The sequence below is a fragment of the Dysgonomonas reticulitermitis genome (genome assembly GCF_054601275.1).
In genome coordinates this window covers 1-21,417 of sequence record NZ_BAAHWU010000038.1, presented here as the reverse complement: position 1 = coordinate 21,417, position 21,417 = coordinate 1, and the positions used below count along the sequence as shown (strand labels likewise).

Here is a 21,417-nt window from a genome sequence, read left to right as displayed (position 1 = left end):
TTTCTTTGACGTTAAATTGGCATCTAAAAAATTACACTCTTTCAGAAATGTGTCTAACTAAAACGAAAATCTCACATCGAAATATTATTTCATAATACAAGGGGGAAGGGCTGTATATTTTTTTATTAAAGAAGATAGATTATATTTGTTTATATCTTCCATTTTATCATTTACATGAAATTATGAAACCTTATATCGTCCTGATTATATCCATTGTACTTTCAGCTTCGTCTTTCGGCCAACCCCGTTCACACATTGACCATTATAATCTGGTAGAGGGATTGCCCCAACGCTCAATAATGAATATAATGCAGGACAAAAAAGGGTTCTTGTGGCTTGCTACATGGAATGGCCTGTGTAAGTTTGACGGTTATAATTTCACGAACTACAAAACCTCAGTAAATGACCCTATTATTATGGGAAGTAACCGTATCCTCAGCATGGAAGAGGATGCTTATGGTTATATATGGGTAAGTTCATACAATCGTGAAATCTTCAGGTTCGATCCGAGAACAGAAAAGTATATAGCGACTTTCCATGCAAACGGGAAACCTTTCATAGCGACAAAGGTGTTGCCTATGCCTTCGGGAAAAGTATGGCTTACTTCAGAAGCAATGGGAGCCATTTGTGTATCGGATTCATTAGGTACACAAGACCTGTTCTCTGTTGAAGAGAAGAATTTGCCCGATAATAATGTAAAGGTTGTCTTTGAAGATAGCAGCAAGTTTTCATGGTTATTGACCGGCAACGGGTTGGTGAAAGTTGCTCCATCGGTCGGTCAGAAAACAACCAATGAAGTTCTTTTTACAAGAAAAGAAGGTTCTAATAAAGAAACCCAGTTTTTCTCGGCAATAGAAACCGACTCGGAGATATGGTTCGGGGCAGGTAATGGAGAAATCCGGTGCTATAATAAGAATGATAAGACTTTTAGTCTTTTCGAGACAGGTGTTGACTCTGATATCATTTCAATTAAGAAGGTCTATGAAAACCTATTCATCATTCTAACCTCAAAAGACGGATTCTTTATTTGTGATCGAAATAGAGCCAACCTGAGAAAGTTTGACAAGTCGAATCTCAAAGAGTTGCCTACCAATGAAATGATTTCCTGTTTTGTCGACAGTAATAATAATGTATGGCTCGAAACCAATTCGAATGGTGTTGCCAAATTCAACTTGATGGACAATAAACTGAGATATTACACACCAAATGACTATGACAATAATACTATTCTTTTCCCTTCATTTTTTATAATCGAAGATAAAATGGGGAATATCTGGGTACATCCCCACGGAGGTTTTACATTCTATGATAAAAAGCAGGACAAATTACTACCATTCTTTAATAATCCCCATTCTCCAGAATGGCGATTTTCCGACCTATTGCATCATACTTTTCTTGACAAACAAGGTAATTTGTGGTTGAGTACCCGTAGCGGTGGGCTCGAAAAAGTCGTCTTTGATAACACATTGTTTAAGTTGAATGATTTCTATTCCAATAAGATTTCTATCACAGGTTTTGAAGTGAGATCCGTACTAGAAGATGCTAATAACAATATTTGGCTAGGAAATATGAGTGGGATATTATCCATATACGATTCCAAGCGTAATTTTAAGGGTTTTCTGTGTCGAGATGGAAGTATTTCAAAGTCGGAAAAATTCCTTAGAGCAATGTCATATACCCTTGTACAAGACAGTAAAGGCAATATTTGGGTTGGTACCAAAGGAGATGGAGTTTACCTATTGAAGCCAAAAGACAATACATTGACATCTTTCTACATAGAGCAGTATAAGCATAATCCGAATGACCCGTTTAGCCTCAGTAACGATGCTATATATTCCATTCATGAAGATAGTCAGGGACGTATATGGTTAGGTTCTTACGGTGGAGGCATAAATATGTTTGACCAAGCGAGTAAGAAATTTATTAACAAAAACAACTATTATAAGAATTATCCGGCTGGTATGGGTGACCAGATAAGAACGTTGCAAAGCCATAACGAAAGAATCTACATCGGAACCACCTTGGGGCTGATAGTACTTTTGGTTGACAAATCAGGTTACAATATATCAGGCTGTAAAACATATTCCAAGAGCTATAAAGCTGAAGATGGAATCAGGGCGAATGATATCCACGATATATGTGTCACCAAAAACAAAGAGGTATATGTAGCTACATTTGGAGGAGGTATGTCTAAAGTGATTTCTTGGGACGATGAAGGGTTTCCCTCCAAATTTAAAACATATGATACCCGAAACGGACTATACTCTGATATAGTATTGTCAATAACCGAAGATAATAAAAACAGCTTGTGGATAAATAGTGAAGGTAGCTTATCTCGTTTTAACCCTAAAGACGAAAGCTTCGAACAGTTCAACGATATTAGTCGCACGATGAGTAACCAGTACTTTATGGAAACATTGCCTCTACTGACAAGTGATGGCGAACTAATCTACGGATGTACACACGGAACATTATCTTTCTTTCCTGACAAAATAGTCCAAAATATTTATTCTCCCTATCTGGCACTGACGAAATTTAAAGTGTCGAACAGTGATTATCCACTGAAAACCCAGATAGATGATGTGAGCGGAATCACCTTAAGCCATAACGAAAATATATTCAGTATAGAATTCATAGCCCTCGACTATATCAATCCGCACGGAGTTTCTTATGCCTATAAACTGGAAGGCTTCGATAAAGACTGGATTAAAAACCAGAATCGGAGGATAGCAAATTATACAAACATCCCCCCGGGCGAATATATATTTAAAGTGAGGTCGACAAACAGCAACGGGACATGGGTAGATAATGAACGCAGTCTGCCAATAACCATCACACCATCATTCTGGCAAACAAAATGGGCCTACTTTTTGTATATCGTATCTTGCATCATATTATTATATATAATCCTCAGATCTTTATTTGTATTCTACCGTATGAAAGACAAAGTCTTGCTTGAGCATGAACAAACAGAAATGAAAACCCGTTTCTTCACCGACATATCGCACGAAATACGTACCCCTCTGACAATGATAGTCTCTCCTATTGAAAACATACTGGAAAACCGCAACACACATCCTGAAATAAAACCACAGCTCCAGTTGATACTGAAGAATGCCAACAGGATGCTGAATATGGTAAATCAGATTCTTGATTTCAGGAAGATACAGAAGCAAAAACTGGAGATAAAAGAAGTGGCAGTAGGAGAGTTTGTAGAAAACCTGTGTAATAACTCATTTAAGATAGCAGAAGCTCAGAATATACAGATCAGGATTAATAATCAGGTCGGAGAAAAGAAAATATGGGTTGATCCTGATGGCATCGAGAAACTGGTATTCAATCTGGTGTCAAACTCCGTAAAACATTCTGCTAAAGGCGGAGAAATAGAAATCAGTATCTTTTGTAAAGATAAAGCGATAGCCATACAGGTAAAAGACGAAGGAGAAGGCATGACCAAAGAAGTGCTGAACAAGCTATTCACCCGCTTTGCATCATATAGCAAAGACAAAAGCAAACCAAGTACGGGTATAGGGCTTTCCATGGTTAAAGAAATAGCGGATAAGCATCATGCAAAAATATCAGTGGATAGCGAACAGGGCAAAGGTTCATGCTTCACGATCCTATTCTTGCAGGGACTGGAGCATTTTTCGAAAGATCAGAATGTTGAAATTATTGAAACTGATACAATTAATAACGAGCAATCGACCGATACTCAATACACCGCCAATTCTGATACAATAGCGGAAAAAGCAGGCAACAAAGACCGCTTATCCATATTGGTGGTAGAAGATGACTATGAACTCAGAGGTTTTATAAAATCGGTACTGACTGAACACTATGAGGTTTATGAAGCCAAAGACGGAGAAGAAGGCTATAATAAAGCGGTAAAACATATGCCCGATTTTATACTCAGCGATATTATGATGCCTGTAATGGACGGTATAGAGTTCCTTCACAAAATAAGGGCAAACCAAAATACGAGTCACATCCCGTTCATTCTGTTGACTGCTAAAACCAATATCGACGACCAGTTAGGGGGAATAACTTCGGGAGCCAACGACTATATAATAAAACCTTTCAGTGTAAAATTGCTGGTAGCAAAAATCGACAATATCATAAAACAACGTAAAATATATGCTGATTATATAGGAGGTGAATATTCAGCCAAATCACAGGGTCAGAGCGAAGATCTGACAAAACAAAACATTCTCACAGAGCGGGATGACCAATTTATAAGAAACTTACGGGAAGATATTTATAGTAACCTTGACAACAGTGACTTCACTATTGACAGCCTAGTTAGTAACACAAATCTGAGCCGCAGGGTATTCTTTAATAAGGTAAAAAGCCTTACCGGACAGGCTCCGGTGGAATTTGTGCGCGAAATAAGGATAAAGCATGCCGCCCAGTTATTGAAAACACAACAATACAGGGTGAAAGAAGTCACTTATATGATAGGGTTTTCCGACATAAGGTATTTCACTCAATGCTTTAAGGATATGTTCGGAATGACTCCCAGCCAGTATAAAGATCAGTTTAAGGAAAATTGAAATTGAATGGTCTACAGGATAATACCTGTTGAATTACCGTTTCCTTTTGTATCAAGGGAAGAGTATCAAACTGATAATTCCCTTATCTCATTCAACATAATTAATATTAACAAGGTATATAAACAGAAAGTCTGTTGTATAATTGGAAGATTACCAATTTGACTACAAAAAAATACCAAAAAACCGACATCAGATTTCATCGACAAGGTCTAATATTGCAACTGTCCTTGAATGTATTTATTACAATAAGGCAGATAAAATTAGAATTAAAGAATATCATAGAAAACACGTTAAAAAATGATTGCAATATTAGTGAAAAACCTTTATGCTCCGCTTTGCGTAGTCATATTCCTTTTAACGGGATGTGTGTATGCCGACAGCTCAAGCAAATATCCGGACAATCAATACATCCGTTTGTATAATAACCTTCCGTTCGAGATGCCTTTATTGGATAGGCCAACTTTCCCCGACAACAAAGTATGCATCACTGAACATGGTGGTATACCTGATGGAAGAACTCTAAATACAGATGCTTTTGAAAAGGCTATGACTAATCTGGCGAATAAAGGGGGAGGGACTTTGATCGTACCTTCAGGAATCTGGTTTACAGGGCCTATTGTATTCAGGTCGAACATAAACCTGTATCTTGAAAAAGGAGCATTAATACTTTTCTCTCCCGACTTCGACCTGTACCCGCTTGTGAAAACAATCTACGAAGGGCAAGAAACACGGCGTTGCCAATCACCTATATCGGGATACAACCTCGAAAATATTGCCATAACGGGAGACGGAGCCATTAACGGATCAGGTGATGCATGGCGTCCGCTAAAAAAGGTTAAAGTTACCGAAAACCATTGGAAATCGGTAGTCAGGTCGGGCGGAGTAGTAAAGGACAAAAACATGTGGTTCCCATCTGGCAAATCGTTGAAAGGTGAGACTGCCGACAGAAGTTCATTCACCGAAAAAGACTGGTTGTCTATCAAAGATTTTCTGCGCCCTGTTATGATCAGTTTTATTGAATGTCGGAATATATTGCTGAACAATGTACTTTTCGAAAATTCCCCCAGTTGGAATATTCATCCGCTCATGTGTGAAAATCTCATCATAGACAACATCAATGTACGTAATCCGTCATACTCCCAAAACGGAGATGGACTAGATATAGAATCGTGTAGGAATGTAATTGTCACAGGCTGCTCTTTCGACGTAGGTGATGATGCTATGTGCATAAAATCAGGGAAAAATGAAGATGGCCGTCAACGCGGGCGTTCTACCGAAAATGTAATTATTGAGAATTGCAGGGTATTCAAAGGTCATGGCGGTTTTGTTGTAGGTAGCGAAATGTCGGGTGGAGTGAGAAATATATCGGTTTCCAATTGCCAGTTTATGGGAACAGATATAGGGCTCCGATTCAAGAGTGCGCGCGGGAGAGGTGGTGTAGTTGAAGATATTTATATCAACAATATCAATATGTTTGATATTGTTTACGAGCCTCTGTCGTTCGACCTTTACTACTTCACCCAAAAGTCAGACAGTATTCCTTTTGTTGATGAAACCACCCCGATTTTCAGAAATATATATATAAATGGCATCACTGCCCGTAATGCAAGTAAGGCTATGCTATTCAACGGTTTACCCGAAATGAATATTGATAACATTAATATAGAAAATACAGTCATCACGGCTAAATTGGGAGCCGAACTTTCAGAAACGAATACTATCAATTTCAAAAATGTGGCAATATATCCTGAAAGTGGGCCGGCTTTAATTTTGAATAACGTGAAGAATATGAATGTTTCGGGATTTAAATATCCCGAAGAAATGAAAAATTTTGTAACGATAAGCGGTGACCGTTCCGAAAATATCAATCTGCCATAAGAGTCAAAATAAAAGATATAAATAATGACACTTTCCAAAAGACAATATCAATATAGGGGCGCATTTCATACGCCAGAAATATGATAATAATTTATTATGAACAAAATCAAACGGATTCTCAAATAAACGACTATGAAAAGAATAGTAACAAACATCTTAATTGTACTGGCTATTTCTACTGCAAGCGTGCAAATAATGGCTCAGGAAGCAGCATATAAGGATAAATCCTTGACCTTTGACCAACGTGTTGACGATCTGCTGAAAAGGCTGACTTTGGAAGAGAAGATAGCCTTAATGCAAGATGCATCAAGACCGATAGAAAGGCTTGGTATTAAACCATACAACTGGTGGAACGAAGCTTTACACGGTGTTGCTCGAGCAGGTCTGGCTACTGTATTTCCCCAGCCTATCGGCATGGCTGCTACTTTCGATGATCAGGCTGTATTCAGTACATTCACCGCTATTTCGGATGAAGCTAGGGCGAAACATCATTATTATTATTCGCAAGGTGAATACGGACGCTACCAGGGTTTGACCATGTGGACCCCGACAATCAACATCTTTCGCGACCCGCGTTGGGGCAGAGGCATAGAAACTTATGGGGAAGACCCATACCTCACTGCGAGAATGGGAATTGCCGCTGTCAACGGACTTCAGGGGCCGGCAGACGAGAAGTATGACAAGTTGCACGCTTGTGCCAAGCATTTTGCAGTTCATTCAGGCCCTGAGTGGAACAGACACTCGTTCGACGCCAAGAATATTAAACTCCGTGACCTTTGGGAAACATATCTGCCTGCATTTGAGGCCTTAGTAAAAGAAGGAAATGTAAAAGAGATAATGTGCGCTTACAACCGCTTCGAGGGAGATCCTTGTTGCGGCAGTAATCAATTGCTGATGCAGATTTTACGCAAAAAATGGGGATTCAAAGGCATTGTTGTTGCCGACTGCGGAGCTATCCACGATTTCTATGGAGAAAACGCACACCTCACCCACCCTGATGCTGCCACAGCATCAGCTACAGCTGTATTGAGCGGAACAGACCTTGATTGCGGTTCCAGTTATAAAGCTTTAGCAGAAAGTGTGAAAAAGAAATATATCAAAGAAGAAGATATAGATGTTTCTGTTGGACGTTTGCTCAAAGCCCGTTTCGAATTAGGCGAGATGGACGATAACAGCGATGTATCGTGGACAAAAATACCATATTTAGTTGTAGCATCCGAAGAACATAATAAACAGGCTTTGAATATGGCGCGTAAGTCCATGACTTTGTTACTTAACAAGAATAATATCCTACCCCTGAATAAAAAAGGCCTTACCATTGCCGTTATGGGACCTAATGCTAACGATTCAGTTATGCAATGGGGAAATTATAATGGTACGCCTGCCCGCACAATCACAATCCTCGAAGGCATACGTTCGGTATTAAGTCCGAATGATAAGCTTATTTACGAACAAGGTTGCAGCTTGGTAGAAACAACACTTATGAAGAGCGCATTCAATCAATGTAACTCGGAAGATGGTCAGGGATTTAGGGCAAAATACTGGAACAACATGGATCGTAGTGGGAGTCCTAGTGTTATAACACAAATCACGACCCCTTTTAATTTCTGCACAATGGGGGCTACAGTTTTTGCATCAGGTGTCAATCTTACTGACTTCACAGCTACATACAATACCGTGTTTGTTCCTGAAAAATCAGGAGAATTAGTTTTCGATTTCTACGTAAACGGAATCCTAAACTTGTCAATTGACGATAAGCAGGTGAAAGGGACAAAAGCCAATCATGGAAGCCGTAAAATGGAACATTCGATAAAGGTTGAGGCAGGAAAGTCATATAAGATTCAAGTGGATTTTGACTATAACAGAGGAGATGCCCAACTGAATTTCGACTTTGGCTATAAAGAAGAAATAAATATAGAGAAGTCGATAGCTCAAGTAAAAAACGCTGATATAGTCGTATTTGTCGGAGGAATCTCTCCTGCTCTGGAAGGTGAAGAGATGGGTGTAAATCTGCCCGGATTTAAAAAAGGTGACCGTACGGATATTGAATTGCCTGCTGTTCAGCGCGAATTTATCAGGGCTTTGCATGATGCCGGGAAAAGGGTCATTTTCGTTAATTGTTCGGGCTCCCCTATAGGACTTGAGCCGGAGGTCGAAAATTGTGAGGCCATACTACAAGCATGGTATCCGGGGCAATCGGGAGGTAAGGCCGTAGCCGATGTGCTGTTCGGTGATTGCAATCCGGCCGGACGCCTGCCTGTCACATTCTACAAAAACATGAGCCAGCTGCCCGATTTCGAAGATTATAATATGCAGGGACGTACATATCGCTATATGAAAGAAGAGCCTCTTTTCCCATTTGGTTATGGACTGAGCTATACAACATTCCGGTATGGAAATCCTCTGGTGAGTAAAAATAAAGTAAAAGCAGGGGAAACAGTTACTCTGAACATCCCTGTCACAAATACGGGTAAACTAGACGGAGAAGAAGTAATTCAGGTTTATCTGAAAAAAAAGAATGATGCCGAAGGTCCGGTAAAAACATTGCGGGCTTTCAAACGGATTCTTATTCCTGCCGGAAAAACTGAGAACATTTCTTTCGACCTTGGGATGAAACAATTTGAATGGTGGAACGAGGCAAGCCAATCAATAGATGTTTCGGCTGGAGATTTCGAAATTCTGGTAGGAAACAGTTCTAAAGAAGAAGATTTAACAGGTATTGATATCACACTTCTTTGAAATGGTATAAAAATATCTTCTTTTATCTTACTGAAAACGGTATAATATGGTTATAGGTACTGTACAATTTAACCATCAATAAATACCAAAAAACCACAGTATGATACTGTTGATAAACCATAATATTGTACGATAAAAATACTATGAAACCGTTACATTCAGAGGAATTTATACGAAACATGAGAAATACTCTCTATATATCTGGAATAATAACTATTGAAAAATATCAAAAATTTAACCTGTAACTAAAAAACTAATGCATTATGAAACATCCTTTCAATCTGCTGTTTCTGTCGTTTTTTTTATTTCTATTTTCCTGTTCTAATCAAGTCGAGGATGAACTGGGATCAGACGACACTCAAGAATCCTTGTCACCGACAAAGTCTATAAGTTTGGGATTGAGTAAATCCAGCCTTGAAATATTTCAGTCTTACGGAATCACTGAGCTAAGTATTTACGCCTACCTAAATGATTCTGTTGTCTATGGAAAAACTCTTCCTTTGAACAATGGAAATTTAAAGATAGAAGTACCTCTGGGAGAAAACCTTAAAACATTTGCAATAGCAAATGCCGGACAAATAACAGATTCTGGCAGCCTCAGTACAATAACCATTTATCAGGACTATGAAAATCAAAAAGAAATATTTATATCCGATATTGTTTCTTTCATGTCAGATAAATCCGTCGACACCGTGAAACTGGAACTTAAAAGGGTGGTGGGACAAGCCGTTCTGCAACCTACCGAAAGCAGTACAGAACTTTCAGCTGTTACCAATTTCGATGCTCTGAATGTAATATTCAACAATGTGTTTGTTGCTTATATGCCAGGAGCTAACAAATATGTCCTTGGAAATGTGACTATCAATACAAAACTATCCGACGGATATAAGGCTTCTGCTTATTCATTCCCTACTCAGGGAGAAAACTTCGGTTCAATAGAGATTATATATCTGAAAAGCAATACTGAAGTAAATAAAACAATACGTCCGCTTGATGTTGCTATCAAGTATGAAATATCGAAACGCACTGTTGTAAATATGCCTATTCTGGATGAAGATTATCTCGAAAAGAGTTTCTCTGTCGCACTGAAGGCAGTTAAGTCTACGCAGAAAATAACCGTTCAGGAGTATCAATTTTAATTTCCCTTAATCGTATGAAAAATATACTATATATTATAATAAGCTTGGCTGTTATGCATATTTCGTTTGCTTGCTCCGAACACGACAGGTATGAAACATCTGTAGTACGCCAATTTGAATTATCCCTAAATGGTAAACCATGGGCATTGAACACAGGTATATCCACAAAGCCTGTTTTCATTTACAAAGCTGAAGGAGATTTTTTCTCAAACTACAGTTCGCACTATCGGTTCCAGCTTGAAAACGGTAGTTATAAATTTGTGGCAACACCCAACCCTACAGGATTAATACCCGATTCTATTATTGCTACCAATCTGAACAATCTTATTATCCATCAGGCTCCAAATGCAGACCTGAAAGTAGAAATATCGGCGGCGGTTGATTATAGTTCTCCTTTCAGTGAGATACTGAAACTCGATATGCTTAGCAGAACCGGAACATTGCGACTGAGAGCCACCGACACAAAAGCCGATAAAAGCTATACGACTGTCCGTACAGTGATTACAGCTCAAAGATCGGGTTACCGTGTGATAGATGAAACTTATATTGAAACGCCTATTGATATTATCCGCTCGAAGGCTACTGTGACAGGGGGGATAAATTACACCGATGATTTTATCGTATTCAAGACCAAAGATGATCAAAACGGACTTAAAGTTCGTTTTGAATTATTGGATAAAAATGCTAAGATTGTTCAGACAAAGGAACTTGCTTTCCCTGTCCCTGTATGGGCTGATACCATAACAGTAGTTGATTTTAAACTAAATGATACAGATAATCCTATCATACAGGATTATACAGTTTCCATATTAACGGAAGACTGGACAGATGAAGAACTCAACCCTGCACCACCATTTATCGTGCCCGACGGATATACTTATGTAGCTCCTACCGACGATATACAGTCCGTATATAATGAAATGGCTGGCGATGCATCTATAACCGAGATTAAACTTTATCTGAAAGCAGATGCTACATATAACCTCGGACGGATAACAGTATCAAAAAGCCTTTCGATTCTGGGGCAGACACCGAAAGATGGCGAAACTAAAGCTGTATTGAACTTCGGCATAAATAATATAGAGGGAGATATGGACTATATCAATATCGAAGGTTTGGATGTCAAAGCAGCCGAGAGTTATCTTTTCAATCTGAATTCGACTTCTGCTTTCTATGTTAAAGATATTACACTTCGTGGTTGTTATATCGACAATATTGTAAGGAATATTTTCCGCGGACAGGCATCGACTGCTGATCTTCAGTTTATAGATAATTTCATTATTGATGACGTGAGGATGCTTAACCTTGCCATTGAGCAAAATTATTCTACTATAAGTATGGCTAACGGTAATCCTATCCGCAATATTGTGATAAATAATACTACGATGCACGTATTAGGAACTGGTTTACGGAACTCGTATATAGGAGGAACACGAGGGCAGACCGAATCAATGACTGTAACAATGACTAATAGCACCTTTATTCGCGAAGGTAATGCCAATATAACAATATTTGACTTACGTGCCGATGGCGGTGCGCCGACTATCACAGTCACTTGCCGAAATAATCTGTTCTCGGGAATCTCGGTTGCCGGACAAGGGCGTTGGATGTATCTATCTGGTAATACAGTCAAAGACATTACCAATAATTATTACACAAATGATTTTGTAATGAGCAACTGGGGTGTGGATACATCGGAACTGCCTATAGCTACTGTCGCAAAAGATGCCCTCTTCAATAATGTTGCTACAGGTGACCTCACTATCAAGGATAAGACCTCAGCAGTATATACAAACAGGATCGGCGACCCTCGCTGGTTAGATTAGCTGTTCATTTACGAAGGATGAGGATATTCTATTCCTCATCCTTATAAAAACCGAATAAAAATGAAGAAAATTCTTATTATAATAATATCAGGAATCTTATTCTTTAGCTGTTCCGATAACGATGCTGTAAATAACGTCGAATCGGCAAAAGAATTTGCGTTGTCGAAAGAAACTGTAAATCTGGCTAATATAGAGGGTTCCGGAACAATATCGGTAATCTCTGGCGGATCCTGGACTGCTACCGTAGAAAGCGGTGCCGACTGGATAAGTCTTTCCCCTTCTTCAGGAAATGGAGACAGTCCGATTCGCATTATGGTAACTGATAATACAAATGGTGATACCCGTAAAGGGAAAATCAAGGTATCGCAAAGCCTGAATGGTTCAACTACATCTAAGGAACTGGAAGTAAATCAACTGGGGGCCAATCCTGACATCCTGATAGAATATTCTAAAGATATCCTGCCTTTCCAGGGAGGAGAGATTTTAGTCAGTATTACTTCCAATACCGAATGGGAAGTATCCATTGACGAAGGATATAACTGGATTACAGCAGAAGGTAAAGAAAATGTAAAAGCTGCATTTATAACCGAAGAATGCAAACTTATAATAGCGCCGAATTTAGATGTAAAAAGAACCGGAAAGGTTGTTATCCGGTCAAAAGAAGGGTATGTTATAAACAGGATAGTCGAAATTACTCAGGAAGAATCTGTAGCATTCTTAAGCCTTCAGCAAGATGAGTTCATTGTTCCGTTTCGTTGCGAAACTCTTACTATTCCTATCGATTTGGGAGAATATGCCACAAAATATTCTATTTCTACAGAAGAAGATTGGATAACATGGGATGAAGAAGCTTCTACCTCTACTCAGGTTGTATTAAAATTAAACGATAATGATCAGTCGGATTTCCCGAGGACGGCAAATGTGAAAATTACAAATGTCACCCTATCCGAAACTGTGACACTATTTCAGTACGGAAAACCAAATCCCCGTATCGGTGACGATATTAGTGTTTCGCCCCTTGCATTTCCGGGAGCTGAGGGAGGAGGGCGGTTTACTACCGGAGGACGGGGAGGAATCGTTTATCGTGTTACCAACCTGAACGATTATGCGAAAAACGAAGCTTCAATACCCGGAAGTTTGAGGTACGGGCTTGATCTGGCCGAACCGAAAATTATAGTATTCGATGTTTCGGGAACTATCGAACTGAAGAGAAAACTGGGAATCGTACAACCAAACGTGAGTATCATCGGGCAGACAGCTCCGGGCGACGGCATCACATTGAAGAACTACCAATTAGAGATAGGTTCGAACATAGACAATGTACTGATCCGTTTCATCCGTTGCCGGACAGGTGACGAGAAAAGCGACCATGAAGATGATGGAATTAGTGGAAGATGGTTTAAACAAGCCATTATAGACCATGTCAGTTCCAGTTGGTGTGTCGACGAATGTGTTTCTTTCTACGGAGTAAAAGATTTCACTGTGCAATGGACTATCGGTTCCGAGAGTCTGAACGAATCGCAGCACGAAAAAGGCGCACATGGTTATGGCGGTATCTGGAGCGGGGCAAATGCTTCTTTTCACCACATGTTGCTTGCCCATCATGGCAGTCGTGTGCCGCGTATTGCCGACCTGGATGCAAACGGGCCTTCCATAGCCAACGATTATCACGGGTACTTCGATGTAAGAAATAATGTATATTACAATTGGAGCGGCGACGGGCAAGGAGCTTACGGTGGGGCAAACGCGACTTTCAATCTGGTAAACAGTTATTATAAGGCAGGGCCTGCAACAAACAGTAAAGCTTCCCGGATACTGTCGAGCGACCCTACAGCCAGAATTTTTGCCGAAGGAAACCATACAACAGCCAATCCTGACACATTTAATGATAATTGGACTTACGGGATATGGAACGAGTTTTTCCATACGCTCAATCCTACTGAAGCCGAAAAACAGGCGATGAAAATGAATGAACCTTTCCCATTTGATAAAACGACTACCCACAGTGCCGAAGATGCATATTTCCGTGTTTCCGAATATGCGGGAGCATCGCTTCGCAGAGATGCTGTTGACAAACGGATTATCAACGAGTTATTGACCGCGACAACAACTTACCGGGGTTCAATATCGTCGAATCCAAAACCGGGCATCATAGACAAGGTAACCGATACAAACGGTTATCCTGTACTTAAATCGTTGCCTGCACCGACTGATACCGACAGAGATGGTATTCCTGATATTTGGGAAGATGCTTATGGATTAGATAAAAACAATGCTAGTGATGCTAATTCATACAATCTCGATAATCTGGGACGCTATTCTAATCTGGAGATTTATTTCCACAACCTGATACAGCATATTGTCTACTACCAGAACCAAAATGGAGTATTGAAAGAAAAAAAATGAATATAAATAACCTTAAATGATAAGCTAAAGTTTATGACAATGAATAGATTTATTTTAAGCTTTTTCGCAATGTTACTTACTGTAACCGGATTTACACAAACAACCGTTACGGGGACAGTAACTGACAATTACGGACCGTTGCATGGAGCTACTGTTTCTATAGAAGGTACTACAATAGGAACGATGACGGGCGAGAATGGAGAATTTTCAATCAAAGTACCTGATGCAAAAACTGCCGTGCTATTAGTCAGGTTTATCGGAATGAACGATATTAGGGAACCTCTTAATGGCCGCATATCAGGAATCAATATGAAAATGATAGAGCAGGCAAACCAGATGGAAGATGTTGTTGTTATCGGATATGGTACCCAGAAGAGACGGGATCTGACCGGAGCCATCTCATCTGTATCCGGAAATGTACTTGTAAAAACACCGGCAGCATCGGTAGCTGAAGCAATGGTCGGAAAACTTCCAGGTGTACAAATTACATCCGTAGATGGTTCTCCTGATGCAGAGATTATGATTCGCGTTCGTGGTGGAGGCTCTATTACAGAAGATAATTCTCCACTCATACTGGTCGATGGTTTTGAAGTTTCCAGTTTGAATGACATACCACCTACCGATATTGAATCTGTTGACGTGCTTAAAGATGCGGCATCCACAGCCGTGTATGGAGCACGTGGAGCAAACGGGGTTATATTAGTTACCACCAGGCAACCATCAGAAGGGCGGATTACCGTCAATGTCAATTCTTATTTACAGATAAAAGCACTGGCTAATAAGCTGGATGTAATGGATCCTTACGAGTTTGTTATGATGCAGTATGAATATGATCGCCAACGTTCTTCCAATCCGACAGGATTCTATAATAAATACGGACAGGCATATGAACTCTATATTTATCAGGGAGAGAAAGGTGTTAACTGGCAGGATGAAATTTTCGGTACCAATCCCGTATCCAAATATTTGGATATAAGTGTGAATGGGGGAACTAAGGCTACAAAATACAAACTATCACTGGTAAATCAGGATCAACCGGGAGTATTGATAGGTAGCGGTTTGGACCAGACCAATATCAACTTTACACTTAACACAAAAATATCTGATAGACTCACACTCGAATATCGTACCCGTTTTACCAACCAAAGACTGAATGGATCAGGCACTGAGGGAGTAAGCCTTTTGACTGCGCTCAGGGAAGCCCCTACACAAGGACTGGATGATTTCATGACTTTACCTGAAGATGACACATACTTCGATCCCGAAGACTACACCCAAGTAACAAGAATGAATCCAAAAGAAACGGCAGCAAATAATTACCGTAAACGTACAACCCGCACATTTAATACAATGGCTGCGCTGACGTGGAAAATACTGGATAATTTATCTTACCGCACCGAATTTGGATATGAATACAAATATCAGGAAAACAACCGCTTTTATGGCGTTGGAACCAGCACAGCCAATAGTAACGGAAGCTTGCCTGTGGCCGAATGGGGTATGGTAAAAAGTCCGCGGTGGCAATTTACGAATGTCCTTAATTATGATTTTAAACTGAAAGATATACACAAATTCCAATTAATGGCAGGACAGGAAGTAAAACATCAAGAGAGTAGTGGAAAAACTTATACTACACGCTATTTTCCTAAGGATATAACCGGATCTGAAGCTTTCAGCAATCTCAGATTAGGAAAACCATACCTAAATTCATCCAATGAAAGTTCTCCTATAAGAATAGCTTCTTTCTTTGGGCGCGCATTCTACTCATACGATGATAAATATCTGGCGACATTCACTATCCGCACCGATGGATCAACAAAATTTTCTCCATCAAACCGTTGGGGTGTATTTCCGGCTGTATCTCTTGCGTGGCGCGTAAACAGTGAAGAATTTATGTCCGAAATGCAGGCTATATCGAATATGAAATTGCGATTAAGTTATGGAATTGCCGGAAATGACCGTATCCCAACAGACTTGTACACCAAATACTATCGTGTATACGATAACCGTTCGGTAGGTTGGGGCGAAGAAGGTAATTATTACTATAATTTTTATAACCTGGGTGAATTGTATAATCCGGACGTTAAATGGGAGTCTACCATCACACGTAATTTGGGGTTGGATTTCGGATTCTTCCGCGAAAGACTGAACGGTACAATCGACCTCTACTGGAATACCACGAAAGACCTTCTGGTTCCGACGAGAATACCCGGGCACAGCGGTTATACAAGCCTGATAAGCAATGTTGGGCAAACGTCCAATAAAGGTATTGAACTGGCCCTGAATGCATGGGCGGTTAAAACAAAAGATTTCACACTGAATCTTAATTTTAATATAGGACATAACAAAAATAAGATAGACAAACTTGCCAGTGGCGAAACAGAGTGGATCTTATCATCGGGATGGGCCGGCTCCCAATTGTTGAATACCGATGATTATCGTGCATATGTAGGAGAAACAAAAGGACTTATTTACGGGTTTGTTAATGATGGGTTCTATACGATGGATGATTTCGAGTCTTTCGATTCCGCGACCAGAACATGGACGTTGAAAGAAGGCGTAGCCAATTCGAAGAACCTTTCCGGCGATCCTCGTCCGGGCAATGCCAAATTCAAGAAACTTACACCGGTAAACCCTAACGATCCGAATACTTATGTAATAGGCGATAACGACCGTCAGGTAATAGGTGACACCAACCCTGATTTTTCAGGAGGATTCGGGTTCAATGCCACTTATAAAGGTTTTGATATGACAGTCTTCTTCAATTACGTGTATGGATTCGATGTGTATAATGCCAATAAGATAATGATGACAGGGTGGTATAATAATTCAAGAAACAACTTGAGTATGGATGTATCACTGGAGAAACGTTGGAGAAACTTCGACGATATGGGTAATGAAATCCGCTACAATCCCGAAGCTTTGGCAAAATACAATGAGAATGCAACTATATGGAATCCTACATCCATAGGACGTCCCATAGCCATGTCGTATTCCATAGAAGACGGTTCTTTCCTGCGACTCAATACAGCTTCGCTGGGATACACATTTCCTAAACACCTCTCCCATAAAATAGGGCTGAGCAATGCGCGCATTTATGCTACAGGTCATAACCTTTTTACCATAACAGGTTACTCAGGTTATGATCCGGAAGTCAATATCGAAACAGGGCTTACACCCAATATAGATTATAATGCTTATCCGAGAAGTCGCACATATACTTTCGGAGTACAACTTTCATTCTGATTAATGACTAAAAAGAAGAACACATGAAAAAAATACTATTATATGCCATATTTACAAGCTTGATTTTTTCTATGGTATCGTGTAACGATTTCTTAGAACAAACACCATCCGACGGATTCACTTCCAATGCTGTGTACTCTTCCGAAACAGAGATAAAGTCTGCCATTACAGGTATCTATTCTCTTATGACCGGGGACAATGTGTATGGAAGCAGGTTCACTTATGTTTTCAACCCGAATACCGATGTAGAGATGGCGGGTATCACTACCAGCGCGGTTAGCGTAAATGGAGGAGATTTAGCTTGCTATGAGCCCAAACCGTATTGGACTACCTTGAACGATACATGGAACAGTATGTATCAGATTATCAATCTGGCCAACGACGTTATCGAAGGAATTGAAGGATCGGACTTATATAAAAATGCCGATAAAACCAAGACATCGTCAATCGTGCAATTGTATGGAGAAGCAAAGACTTTGCGTGCCATGTTGTATCTTGATCTCATCCGTATATGGGGAGATGTTATATTCCGCACAAAATCGTCATATGCAAATGAGGATTTTTACGTTTCAGTTACTGACCGCAACGAAATTCTCGAATATCTGATCGAAGATTTGAAATCTGTAGAGCCGGTTATGTCTTACGCTGCCGATCTGGATTACGGAGTGGAAAGAGCTTCCCGTGAATTTTGTCAAGGATTAATCGGCCTGCTGGCTATGAATCGCGGAGGTTGGACTCTTAGGCCGGATATCAGCAACGCGGCAAGTATAGGCTATATGGAACGCGGGGAGAATTATCAGCATTATTACGACATTGCTATCGAATATTTGGGAAAAGTGATTAATGAAGGGAAACATGATCTGTCCATGAGTTTTGAAGAGTTATGGTACCAACAATGCAATTGGAATACTCCCAATAATGACGACATCCTTTTTTCCATAGCCATGCTGAAAGGTACTTCCAGTGAATTCGGTTATTACCTCGGTATCCCTATTACAGCCGGAGACCATTCATATGGCGGAGCTTCGGGAAGCCTTAATTTTTGTGGTACTTATCTATTCTCTTTCGATAAAAATGACTTACGGCGCGATATAACTTGTGCTCCTTATAGATATAACGAGTTTCTGAATCAGGAAATACGATTGGACATAGCCACATTACCTACGGGAAAATGGTCGAAACTAAAAATGGATGCTCCAATGGGATCAACCAGTACCAAAGGAACAGGAATCAATTATACATGGATGAGGTTTGCCGACGTACTTTTACTATATGCTGAGGCTGTGAACGAAAGATACGGGCCTCGCGATGATGCCAAAGATTGTCTGAAAAGAGTAAGACGCAGAGCTTTCAACTCTTCGTTATGGGGAGCTAAAGTTGAATCTTATGTTGATAATCTTGGCTCTAAAGACCAATTCTTTGAGGCTATTGTAGATGAACGCAAGTGGGAATTTGGAGGAGAAAGTATCCGTAAATTCGATTTAGCCAGATGGAATAAATTCAGCGACGTTATATACAATCTTTACAATGATCTCATTACATGGGGTAAAGTAGCTAACGGAGCATTCGATCCTGTTATTACCGACGTACCGGCAAGCGTGTATTACAAATCCGTTACAGATCCGGAACATTCGGATAGGACTGTACTCGACATTGCCGGAATAGACGAATATATCCATGCGAAACCATCGGGTTATACCGAACACATGTTTGCTTCTAAATGGTATACACTGGATAATGCGACAGAAAGTTACGAACCGATTACCGCTATACGCTGGAGTTTCAGGGGCTTTATCAATTATAACAATGCAAGTATGGTAAAACCAACCGATCCGCTCCGTTACTTGTGCCCTTATCCTACACAGGTAATTACCGATCATCGCGGAAAAATTCAAAACTATTATGGTTTTAATTATTAAGAGAATCTCAAAAAAATGACTAAGATGAGACATATAAATATATTATTTGCAGCGCTCTTCATCTTATTTTCGGGCATATTTTTCTCAGCCTGTGAAGATGACGACAAATATTACAAGGAGGCAGACCTGTTTCAGCCAAAGTTCGTTTTAGCGGAACCTTTGGTAAAAAGTAACTCTATTGCCCTTGTATGGTATGAAGTAAATGACGCAGACTCGTATACCGTCGAGCTTCATCTTGATAATTACTATAAAAGCCTGTTCGCCTCTTATAATGTAAAAAACACCCAGATATTTATAGACGATATTCCGTATGCAACACGTTACTACATACGTGTGAAGTCGGTAGCGGCCGATACTCTGCACAATTCGCAATGGACTTATACAAACGCATTGACGGAGGCACGTCCACCGTTTGCTAATATCTTGGAAAAAGTAGCTAAAGCAGATATAGCCGAAACAAGTGTAATAGTCAGGTGGCAAATTGATCCCGCAAATCCGGTAGACAGTATTGGTATAGTGCCTACTATGGGAGCCGATACAATACCGAGTGTTTCACGTTACCTCTCTTCGTCCGAAATAAGTCAGGGCTATGCTGAAATTGACGGGTTGCTGCGAAATACCTTATATAATGTCAATGTTTATGACACAAAGAAATCCCGTAAGTACGACAAACCATATAATACAGTCAACTTCCGTACAGCAGGCCCATCGACAGAAACGATTATCATAAGCCGAGAGGATGACTTATCCAAAATATTGAGTGAGGCAAATAACAATGCTGATGTACCTGAAGGAACTGAATATTACCTGCCTGCCGGATCATACTTCAAAGTATCGCCATTCACCATAAAGAAAGGATTCAAGCTTGTAGGAAGTACCGAGGGTGAAAAGGTACAAATAGAACTTTCGAGCAACTGGAATATAGAAACAGATGTTTATATCTCCAGTCTGGAATTTGAAAATATAGAATTCTTCCAGACAATAGATGCAGGATACTTCTTCAATAGTGGGAATTCATGGAATCTGGAACAAATCATTTTCTTCAACTGCGATTTCAAACACTTCAAACGCGGATTCTGGCGTCATCAGGGAAGTGATAAGCTAAAACGTATCGGCCGTCTCGAAATGGAGAATTGTATGCTCGACGAATGTGGAGGACATACCGGCCCTTACGGAACATTCTCTATCAATTCGGGGGGAGCCGATAATATCGAAAATGCGATATTCACGAACTGTACATTTATGAGAGATCATTACCAGACAGATGACAAAACTCGTAATATGAGGCACTTGTTCGATTATGGAACTTCTACGTACAAGATTAACTTGGAATACAGGAATATAACTATTTACGATTACGCTTATAATCAGCGGCTGATAAATATTTCTTCGGCAGAGGGTTCTAATCTTGTGTTCGAGAAAGTACTAATAGCATCAGCCTGCGGAAATATCTATTCGCTTGCTGCAAATACGACAACAAGTTTTTCAGACAACTATATAACAACTGATTACCTCGTTGGTCCAAGTTCTATCAATGCTACCGAATTAGGTATAAGTGCTACGGATTTATTTGTGAATCCGATAGCGGGTGATTTGATGATCAAAAATCCTAATTCTCCGATAGTAACCAACCGTGTAGGTGATACCCGTTGGCTACCTTAATAAATAAGGTATAATTTCTGGTCTATCAAAAAGGGCTGATCTTTTTCAGTAA

General features: G+C 39.9%; 9 protein-coding genes. All 9 read left to right on the top strand.

The features are described 5' to 3' along the window. The first annotated feature begins 182 nt into the window (after positions 1–182). The 9 genes from ACYPZI_RS12250 (at position 183) to ACYPZI_RS12210 (ending at position 21,365) form a co-directional block, all read left to right on the top strand. Positions 183–4,550, top strand: coding sequence for a hybrid sensor histidine kinase/response regulator transcription factor (locus tag ACYPZI_RS12250; RefSeq protein ID WP_459602000.1), 4,368 nt, complete (start codon positions 183–185; stop codon positions 4,548–4,550). 297 nt (positions 4,551–4,847) lie between these two features. Beyond that, the gene (locus ACYPZI_RS12245) at positions 4,848–6,428 is read left to right on the top strand and encodes a glycoside hydrolase family 28 protein (protein WP_459601998.1); all 1,581 of its coding nucleotides are present in this window, start codon (positions 4,848–4,850) and stop codon (positions 6,426–6,428) included. A gap of 132 nt (positions 6,429–6,560) precedes the next feature. After that, positions 6,561–9,167, top strand: a complete 2,607-nt coding sequence (gene xyl3A / locus ACYPZI_RS12240) for a xylan 1,4-beta-xylosidase (protein WP_459601996.1) — start codon at positions 6,561–6,563, stop codon at positions 9,165–9,167. Between the two features lie 263 nt (positions 9,168–9,430). After that, positions 9,431–10,306, top strand: coding sequence for a hypothetical protein (locus ACYPZI_RS12235; RefSeq protein ID WP_459601994.1), 876 nt, complete (start codon positions 9,431–9,433; stop codon positions 10,304–10,306). A 14-nt stretch (positions 10,307–10,320) separates the two neighbouring features. Next, positions 10,321–12,132 carry a DUF5123 domain-containing protein gene (locus ACYPZI_RS12230; protein ID WP_459601992.1) on the top strand — a complete coding sequence of 604 codons (1,812 nt, stop codon included), beginning with the start codon at positions 10,321–10,323 and terminating at the stop codon, positions 12,130–12,132. Positions 12,133–12,192: 60 nt separating this feature from the next. After that, on the top strand, positions 12,193–14,538 hold the full coding sequence (locus ACYPZI_RS12225) for a BACON domain-containing protein (protein ID WP_459601990.1): 2,346 nt from the start codon (positions 12,193–12,195) through the stop codon (positions 14,536–14,538). A 39-nt stretch (positions 14,539–14,577) separates the two neighbouring features. Further along, positions 14,578–17,784 (top strand): SusC/RagA family TonB-linked outer membrane protein, encoded by a 3,207-nt coding sequence (locus ACYPZI_RS12220; RefSeq protein WP_459601988.1) that lies wholly within the window; start codon positions 14,578–14,580, stop codon positions 17,782–17,784. Positions 17,785–17,807: 23 nt separating this feature from the next. After that, positions 17,808–19,703 carry a RagB/SusD family nutrient uptake outer membrane protein gene (locus tag ACYPZI_RS12215; RefSeq protein WP_459601986.1) on the top strand — a complete coding sequence of 632 codons (1,896 nt, stop codon included), beginning with the start codon at positions 17,808–17,810 and terminating at the stop codon, positions 19,701–19,703. A 24-nt stretch (positions 19,704–19,727) separates the two neighbouring features. Next, the gene (locus ACYPZI_RS12210; RefSeq protein ID WP_459601984.1) at positions 19,728–21,365 is read left to right on the top strand and encodes a DUF5123 domain-containing protein; all 1,638 of its coding nucleotides are present in this window, start codon (positions 19,728–19,730) and stop codon (positions 21,363–21,365) included. Positions 21,366–21,417: the final 52 nt, after the last annotated feature.